Here is an 8386-nt window from a genome sequence, read left to right as displayed (position 1 = left end):
ACGCGCCGATCTACGCGAGCCTGTTCGACGACGAAGGTGGCGAGGGCTACAACCTGCTCTGGTCCCGGCCGCGCAAGAACGGCGAGTGAGATCCTCCGCCAAGCCCCGCCCGGTTCGCCGGGCGGGCTTTCCGCACATCGGCGCGAATTCCATGGGCTCGGAATGCGAATCTTAATTTTGCGATGGATTCAGCACTAGCCACAGGTCGGCGCCACTGAGATCGGCAAACCCCTTCGCACCGGCCTGTTACGATCAGGGCCATCTCGCTCCAAAGACGGCCCACGCGTTACACAAGCGACGTAGGCGTATATCCCGCGATTGTCGAAACAGAGGGTGTTATTTCTTCTTGCGGTCAAGTCGGGTCGATTTGCGCCCTTTAGGCAATGTTTTATGGATCGTAGCGCCCTTTGGTAATGGAAGGAATAACTCGTTGAGTTGGACACCGAGGGTGTCAGCCAACCGGTCAAGCAAATCAATCGTAGGATTTTCCAACTTCCGCTCAAGACCACTCATATACGAACGATCTATTCCCGCGTCATAAGCCAATTGCTCCTGCGGAATACCGCGATCGACGCGTATCCGGCGTATATTCCAGGCTACGAGTGCGCGAGCTTTCATTTGCGCAGGCAGCCATTTGGTGGCCCATTAAACCACTGGATATGGCCCGACTATTTAAGTAGGCTCTCGATAGAGAGACCGTTCAGCACGCCATCACCAGAACATCCCGTGTCTCCCAAGGAGGTTGCTGGCGCAGCTGAAACGGTAAGACTTTTGTAGGCCGTTGGAGCCGTCGACGTGCGAACAGTGCTGTCCGAACCATCGTCGCACCTGTGGGAAGCGTCCTACCCTCACTTGGGGCAGGTGCTTTGGCTTTTTCGGAAACAGTTACTTCCGCTTGGCCAGTTTTCCTTCGTTTCGCGCCTCCTCGTCCGGCGCGATGAGATCAACCGGAGTGACGCCCAACGCACTGGCGAGCTGGAACAGGCTTACGACGGTTGGATTGCGGCGGCCGCGTTCCAAGTCGCTGATGTATTGTTGAGTAAAGCCGGACAGGTCGGCGAACTTCTCCTGCGTAAAGCGCTTTTGCTTCCGCAGCTTTGCGAAATTCCGGCCGACCAACTTGCGCATGTCCATTCGCGCAAGTTGCGTCTTACATACTATGAGGTTTATCTCCTATAGTATGTATCTGCACCGACCCCGGAATACGACTAAAATGAGACCGCTCGTCAATCGCGCGTCCAGGAACCTTGCAATTATTCGATGTTTGTTGTCAGCCCATGACCAAGTTCAACTTAAATCCCGAAGTGGCCGATGCCCCTCCCGCTGGGGACGCCATGACCTCCTACGACGAACAGCATGTCGTAACCTACATGCGCCTTCTGCAGGCGGAGAGCGAGGGGGCCGATTGGTCCGAGGTCGCTCGGATCGTGTTGCACATCGACTCCGATCGCGAGCCGGAGCGTGCGCGTACTGCATACCAGACACATGTTCAGCGCGCGAAGTGGTTGACCGAACAGGGACGTCTGTTGCGCGGACCTAGATCAACCTAGAATAGTTTTCTAGACGGCTTTGGTTCTGACGACACCTTTTTCTCGGCACTCGGGCGTGGTGACTCACGTGCACCACGTGGTGACAAGCTGGCATCTTTTCCCAAAGGCCTGTTCGCAGCTATTGCGCCGTCATCGTTGTTAGCTCTTTGCAATGAGGCGGATGTTATGGCCCAAGTCGATTGGCGCTCCCCGGACTCCTACGACTACCTGAATAATGCTGACCCCACTGATATCGCTTGGGAGTTCGTGCGTCGCAATCCTGAATACCAACGTGACTACCAGGCTGTGATCGCCAAGAGCCCGACGGGTGAAGTCACCGAGGAATTCAGGAGGAAGTGGGGCATCTGCTTTCGCCCATGACCCGCAGCGGTCCTTTGATCAACAGACAATCTTTTGGGCGCCCGAGGCGCTGCCGGATGTCGTCCCGGTTGCGGTAACGACGTCAGGCGCTGACCCGAGTGCGCCAGATCTACCTCTATTCAACGTCTCGACGGCCGAAATGCGTCGCGCCGCTGATGGGTGGCACGCCGTGCTGCGCATCGGGACCGTGAACCACCGTGTCTGGTTGAAGGATGAACCTTCCATTGGTCATCGCTATGCCGCCAAACTTCCCTTCGATGAGAACTTGCCGCCGCGAGCGCATGCAGCTCGCAGATTGTGGCGCGCGCTCAACGGACGCGCGGCAGGCCCCGCTTTCCACGAACTTTCCAAACAGCGCCGGGATCGCCTAAGGCAAGTCGCGCGTGCGCTCGACGCACGTCATGCCGGTAGCAGCTATCGTGTGATCGCGTTGGCACTGCTTGGAAAGAAAAGCGTCCCAAAGCAAGCCTGGAAGACCCACGATTCCCGTAGCCTCATCATCCGTCTGGTACACGACGGCTTCTCCTTGATGCGGGGCGGCTATTGCAGGCTTCTGCGCTCCGGGCGCAGGAACAAATAGCCTCATCGCGGGGGTGTCGAAACATGCACCCCCGATCTTCGGCATCCCCCTCCGAAGCCCTGCTTCTCCAAGATGACCACACCCACGCCGGCGCCCTCATGGGTGGTGCGCCGCCATCTTGGAGCTCTCAAATGCCCGATCCGACCGCCGGACTTCCTCCGCGTTTCCTGCGCACTCCCGAGGCTGCACGCTACCTCGGCCTGTCTGGCCGCACGCTGGAAAAACATCGCACTTACGGTACCGGGCCGACCTACCGGAAGATCGGCGGCCGCGTCGTCTACGCCTTGGACGACCTGAAAGCGTGGGCCGATCTCGGCGCCAAAACGTCCACTTCTGACCCTGGCAAAGACACGGTGCTGCCGGCCAAAAAGCATTCGCAACTACGTCGTTATGCCGGCCAGGAACACCGCTGATGGTCGCTCTGAAGGCAATCATCATGCGACGCATTCAGCAAGCCGACCGCCATCAGCTTGAGCTTTTCCGCGCCCTGCCGGGAGATCTTGCTCCACGCGATGCGCAGGATCTGATGGCTTATCCATTCTTTTCGCTGGCTAAGACCAAAAGGATCGTGCCCATCGATTTCTGCGCCGGAACAACCTCAATCCGCGTCGAAGCTGTCCCGGAGCACGGCATGGCAACGATCTGGGACGCCGACGTCCTGATTTGGGCTGCCTCCCAGATCGTCGAAGCTCGCGATGCCGGTCTGAAAACATCACGCCTGATAGCCGCAACGCCATATGAGATTCTGACGTTCGTCGGCCGCGGCACCAGCGCACGCGACTACGACCGGCTGAAGGCAGGTCTTGACAGACTTCAGTCAACGACCGTGCTGACCTCGATCCGTCAACCCGCAGAACGGCGGCGGCACCGCTTCTCCTGGATTAACGAGTGGAAGGAAGCCGCTGATGCATATGGCAGACCATTTGGGATCGAACTGATCCTGCCAGATTGGTTCTATGCCGGCGTGATCGATGACGCTCTCGTTCTGACGATCGACCGCGCCTATTTCGACCTGACAGGTGGCCTTGAGCGCTGGCTTTACCGGCTGGTGCGCAAGCACGGCGGCCGGCAGCGCGGCGGCTGGAGCTTCGACCTTGCCCATCTTCATGCCAAGTCCGGCAGCCTCTCGCCGCTCAAGCATTTTGCCTACGACGTTCGACAGATTGTCCAGCGGCAGACATTGCCGGGCTATCGGCTCGTCCTCACGCGCGATCCAAACGGCCGCGAGCGGCTGAACTTCGCCTCGATCCCAAACCTTCCCGTTACGGCGCGCCTGTCGGCGCGTCGTTCGGGACCAATTTCAGGGGACAACCTGTGAATCAGCTCGTGCTATCGGGGACCGCAACCCTCGTGCCATCAGGGACCAGATCATCGTGCTATCGGGGACCGAAAGCGAACCTAAAGGCTTGTGAACGCGCGCTTTCCTGGCCCCCTAACTTTACTAACCAGAAATCCTTCGGATTTCTTCTAACGGAACTCGCTGTTGCCCACATTGTGGAAGAGCGGCAGTGGCACGGACGGTCGAGCTGCCTTCAGGTTCAAATCCCGCAATCGTCCGTCCTCATCACTAGCCGTTGGCTTTTCGAGCTTCCGGGAGAGACAGCATGAGCGATCTCACCGAGGTGGAAGTGCTGTGGCTGGAGAAGCGGATCGAGAACCGGGTTCGATTTGGCCGCAATGTCGAGGAACGGAAGCTCGATCGCCATCGTCGCGTCCTGGCATTTGCTCCAGGCAGCATCTTTGCGTTCGTTCGTTGGACGTCGAATGATTTCGGGACGGTGATTTCGCGCATTGATATCCTGCGTGCCGTCGCCGCGGGTCAGCGCTGCTCGACCGTGCCCTATGTGAAGCCAGGAGGCGACATTCTGCTTCGCCTTTCTGGCTGGCCGAAGGTCGAGCGCGTGCTGCAGATGATCGATGCCGTCGAGGCACTTGGTATCGATCCGGCTGATGTCGCCCCAGATCATTGGCAGCATGTCCACAACCGTCTTTCCGTCAATGAAAGCCCACGTCCCTACACGAAAGCTCGCCATCAGGCCTGGCTTCGCCGGCGGAGGATCATCCGATGAGAGGGCGGATGATGACGCTGCTTGCGATGTGCGGGGCTGCCGCAGCGATCGCCGTAACCATCGTGGAAGGGCGAACGCCGGCCTTCATCTGGAATGCATCGCCGAGCGTGCCCATCGGCCTTTACCGCCTGCGTTCCGCAGAGACTTTGTATGTCACGGAGCTGGTTGCGGTTCAGCCGCCTGAACCGCTGGCGAGCTTCCTCGACCTGAAGGGCTATTTGCCGCTCGGCCTTCCTATGCTCAAACGTATCCTCGCGCTCCCCGGGCAGACGGTTTGCAGAACAGGCCTCGCCATCTCGGTGGACAACATTGCTATGGGTGAGGCGCGTGAGCGTGACGGCCGCGGCCGTCCGCTGCCAGACTGGCAGGGCTGCCGCGTCGTCGGGCCGGCCGAGCTCTTTCTCATGAACTGGCAATCGGATGAGTCCTTCGACGGCCGGTATTTTGGCTTTCTTCCAGCCGCAGCCGTGATCGGCCGTGCGGACCCGGTGTGGACCTCGGAGGAGTGATGAGGTGTGTTCGTCATATTCATTTCACCATGCGCTTGTTCGATGGACCGCAAGGCCCTTTCTCCATTCCGGCTCCTCCATGCAAAGGCGATGTTAGGGAGGAACACCTCCCGCTGCTGAATGGCGCGCACAAAGGCTTTCTCCATCGGGAAGAGGCGCGCAGGAGGACGTACCTGGCACAGTTTGGCGCGCGCCTGTTCGCTGCACCCTTCCTGTTGCTCGTGCTCGCGCTTTGCAGTGCTTCGGTCGCCGAGGAGACAGCAACAGGGGCGGAGCACGAAGGGGCCCAGCCATTCGAAACCTTCATCATCGAAGCTTCACAGCGTTTTTCCATTCCAGTCTCCTGGATTGTCGAGGTGATGGCTGTCGAAAGCACTGGAGACGTTCGTGCCAGATCGCCCAAAGGCGCCATGGGGCTGATGCAGCTCATGCCCGACACCTGGGCCGAATTGCGCCGCCGGCACGCCCTCGGCAGCGATCCGTTCGACCCCCGTGACAACATCCTGGCAGGAACGGCGTATCTGCGTGAAATGCTCGACCGCTTCGGACCGAACGGCGTATTTGCTGCCTATCACGCAGGACCGCTGCGCTATCAGGAGCATCTTGCCGGGCGTCCATTGCCTGTCGAAACCCAAGCCTATGTGAAGAGGCTTGGGTCCGTGCTGGACGTCGATCAGCAACCGACCTGGAAGGCTGGCGTCACGTCATCAGCATCGTCGCTGCTCATTCCGCAGTCAACTCATAAGCCAACTGACATGCCGAGAACGGACGACCGGTCGATAAGGATTGTGCCTTCGGCAGACATCATGAACGCTATCTCCTCGCGAGATATTCTGCGGATCGTTCCAAGCTCGACTGGTCTATTCGTGGCGCGGACCGATTCTCGCACCATGCAATGATCAGAAGCGCGGTTGCGGAGCGGAACACATGTCAGCGAGCGATCGGCGAGAAGTGAGAGGGGCGGAGGTGAACGACCGTAAGCGTCCGGCATCTGCATACGGCATATGGGCGATGCCTTCGGCCCGCGCTCTACTCGTCGCTTCGCTCCTCACCGAGCCACCCTATGGGTGTCTCGGCCCTTCGGGTAACGATCGCTATCGCAAGCGCTCGCAAACAGTGTGCGCTTCGCAAACTAACTGCCACGTCGCGGCTGTTTTTTTCCCAATGAATCGGCCACCAGCCGACGTGTTTCTGCAGGCGCTGTTGGAGGATCCACCACAATGAATCCCAACTGCTCTTTGCCGTAAATCTCCCTCCTTTGCAGGCGAAAAGGCAGGAGATTTGTCTGCTGATCCGTGGACCAGCAGACGAAATGTTCGTCAACTAGAGGAAGGAAGAGCGAGTAACAAAGAACGACGGGCTAGGGCAAGATAAAAGCGGCTCGCCCGTCGAACGCCAAGCCATTGCCATGGCTTGGGTTCTGGCGTGCCGATCGGTCGTGGCGCGTGCCGCGCTTTGAACATTCACAAGCAAATTCAATGCATCTTTCGGTACTGACTAAGATTTACGAGGAAAGAACGACCGTGAATACCAAGGACAGCGAACTTCACATCCGGCCCGGCCGCATCCGCAGCACGCGCGCGCCCAAGGCCAAGAGCTTCTTCAATCAGGTACTGCAAGCGGCGCAGAAGGCGGGCCACACCTCCGCCTCCTCGATGAGCCGCGGAGGACGCGTCGGGCGCTCGACGTTCGGCCGCGGCCGGCTCCAGTTTGCCCGCAACCGTCTGTTTAGCGCTGCGCGCCGCGTGACCGTGAAGGCGCGGGTCGCGCGGCATAAGGGATTGGCATTCGGCTCGGCATCACTCGCGGCGCATATCTCGTACCTCCGGCGCGATGGCGTGACCCGCAGCGGCGAGAGAGCCTCGCTGTTTGACGCCGAACGCGAAGAGGTTGATGGCAGCGCCTTCGCCGAGCGTTGCAAGGGCGATCGGCATCATTTTCGATTCATCATCGCACCCGAGGACGGGGGCGAGATGAGCGATCTGAAAGCGTTCACGCGCGATCTCGCCAGGCAGATGAAGGCGGACCTCGGCACACGGCTCGACTGGGTCGCCGTCGATCACTGGAACACGGACAATCCACACATTCACCTGCTTGTTCGCGGGGTCAGCGACAACGTTGAGGACCTCGTGATCTCCCGCGACTATATCAGCCAGGGACTACGCTCTCGCGCGGAAGAGCTGGCATCCATCGAGCTCGGGCCCAAAGCCGAGCACGAGATCCGCAGGGCTCTCGAACGCGAAGTCTTCGCCGAAAGATGGACACGGCTCGACCGCGAGATCCGTCTGGCTGCCGACGAGACCGGCTATCTCGACCTGCGGCCCGATCGGGAAGGGATATCTGACCCCGAAATCCGCCGCCTTATGATCGGGCGCCTTCAGCATCTGCAAAAGATGGGCCTTGCCTCATCGGCGGTACCCGGTGAGTGGATGGTGGGTTTGGACGCAGAACCCCATCTCAGAGACCTTGCAATTCGGGGCGATATCATCAAGACCATGCATCAAGCGATGACAGAGCGGGGACAGGAACGAAGTCTCTCGGAATTCGCCGTTACGGGGGAAAGAACGACCGCACCGATTATCGGGCGATTATTGGCAACCGGGCTACACGACGAGCTCACCGGCGAAGCCTATGCGCTCATTGATGCGACCGACGGACGGCTCCATCACGTCCGCTTTCGTGGTCTTGAGGCATTCGAACAGGCGCCCCCCATTGGCGGCATTGTCGAAGTCAGGCAGTTCGGTGGGATGGACGAGCAGCGGCCGACGCGCGTGCTCGCCAATCGCTCGGATTTCGATCTTCCCGCGCAAATAGGTGCGCCGGGAGCAACCTGGCTCGACCACCGACTGGTCGAGCGCGATTCGATGCCGCTCGCCTTGGGCGGCTTCGGGCGGGAGGCTCGGCAAGCGATGCAGGCGCGAGCCGAACATCTTGCAGAAGCAGGGCTCGCACACCGAGCGGGAGGGCGCATCATCCTGCAACGCGATCTCCTCAATACGCTGCGGCGCCGGGAGCTAGAGGCGGCCGGTGCCGAAATCGCGGCCGAGACCGGCTTGCCTCACGCGCAAGCCGCAGTCGGTGAGCAGGTCGCAGGAACATACCGAAAGAGCCTGTCCCTCACGTCGGGCCGCTTTGCATTGATCGACAATGGGCTTGGCTTTCAACTCGTCCCCTGGACGCGCGAACTGGAAAAACGCCTCGGCCAGCATGTGACGGGAAGCGTTAGGGATGGCGGTGGGATCGAGTGGAGTTTCGGCCGCAAGCGCGACCTCGGTCTTTGATTTCCTTGGCCAGAGCGTCATTCAGCGAAGGAGAGCC

General features: G+C 59.9%; 11 protein-coding genes and 1 pseudogene. 10 read left to right on the top strand and 2 right to left on the bottom strand.

What is annotated here, in order from left to right:
- Positions 1-89 (top strand): annotated as a pseudogene (locus RPS27_RS08570) (DUF736 domain-containing protein); the annotation flags it as partial.
- A gap of 247 nt (positions 90-336) precedes the next feature.
- Here RPS27_RS08570 and RPS27_RS08565 read toward each other — a convergent pair.
- Positions 337-618, bottom strand: a complete 282-nt coding sequence (locus RPS27_RS08565) for a helix-turn-helix domain-containing protein (protein WP_128955107.1) — start codon at positions 616-618, stop codon at positions 337-339.
- Between the two features lie 267 nt (positions 619-885).
- A complete protein-coding gene (locus RPS27_RS08560; RefSeq protein WP_128929805.1) occupies positions 886-1134 on the bottom strand; it encodes a helix-turn-helix domain-containing protein in 249 nt (82 codons plus the stop codon).
- Between the two features lie 143 nt (positions 1135-1277).
- On the opposite strand from RPS27_RS08560, the gene RPS27_RS08555 reads away from it, so the two are divergent.
- The 9 genes from RPS27_RS08555 (at position 1278) to RPS27_RS08515 (ending at position 8349) form a co-directional block, all read left to right on the top strand.
- The gene (locus tag RPS27_RS08555) at positions 1278-1550 is read left to right on the top strand and encodes a DUF2285 domain-containing protein (protein WP_128929806.1); all 273 of its coding nucleotides are present in this window, start codon (positions 1278-1280) and stop codon (positions 1548-1550) included.
- Between the two features lie 165 nt (positions 1551-1715).
- Complete coding sequence (locus RPS27_RS08550) at positions 1716-1910, top strand: transcriptional regulator domain-containing protein (protein WP_128929807.1); 195 nt, start codon at positions 1716-1718, stop codon at positions 1908-1910.
- Between the two features lie 139 nt (positions 1911-2049).
- A complete protein-coding gene (locus RPS27_RS08545; protein ID WP_188637459.1) occupies positions 2050-2490 on the top strand; it encodes a DUF2285 domain-containing protein in 441 nt (146 codons plus the stop codon).
- A 131-nt stretch (positions 2491-2621) separates the two neighbouring features.
- Entirely contained in the window at positions 2622-2903 is a 282-nt protein-coding gene (locus tag RPS27_RS08540; protein ID WP_128929809.1) for a helix-turn-helix transcriptional regulator, read from the top strand.
- A 23-nt stretch (positions 2904-2926) separates the two neighbouring features.
- Positions 2927-3808: a replication initiator protein A gene (locus RPS27_RS08535; protein WP_128930181.1), complete on the top strand. Its 882-nt coding sequence runs from the start codon at positions 2927-2929 to the stop codon at positions 3806-3808.
- A 286-nt stretch (positions 3809-4094) separates the two neighbouring features.
- Positions 4095-4559: a DUF2840 domain-containing protein gene (locus RPS27_RS08530; RefSeq protein ID WP_128929810.1), complete on the top strand. Its 465-nt coding sequence runs from the start codon at positions 4095-4097 to the stop codon at positions 4557-4559.
- Positions 4556-5068 carry a S26 family signal peptidase gene (locus RPS27_RS08525; protein ID WP_128929811.1) on the top strand — a complete coding sequence of 171 codons (513 nt, stop codon included), beginning with the start codon at positions 4556-4558 and terminating at the stop codon, positions 5066-5068. Before RPS27_RS08530 ends, RPS27_RS08525 begins: the two co-directional genes overlap by 4 nt.
- Entirely contained in the window at positions 5068-5967 is a 900-nt protein-coding gene (locus RPS27_RS08520) for a lytic transglycosylase domain-containing protein (RefSeq protein ID WP_232995621.1), read from the top strand. Before RPS27_RS08525 ends, RPS27_RS08520 begins: the two co-directional genes overlap by 1 nt.
- Positions 5968-6591: 624 nt before the next feature.
- Positions 6592-8349, top strand: coding sequence for a relaxase/mobilization nuclease domain-containing protein (locus RPS27_RS08515; RefSeq protein WP_128929812.1), 1758 nt, complete (start codon positions 6592-6594; stop codon positions 8347-8349).
- Positions 8350-8386 lie beyond the last annotated feature (37 nt).

This window comes from Bradyrhizobium sp. WYCCWR 12699 (assembly GCF_032144035.1).
GTDB lineage: Bacteria > Pseudomonadota > Alphaproteobacteria > Rhizobiales > Xanthobacteraceae > Bradyrhizobium.
The sequence above is the reverse complement of the archived record's forward strand: the minus strand, read 5'-3'. Positions and strand labels throughout refer to the sequence as shown.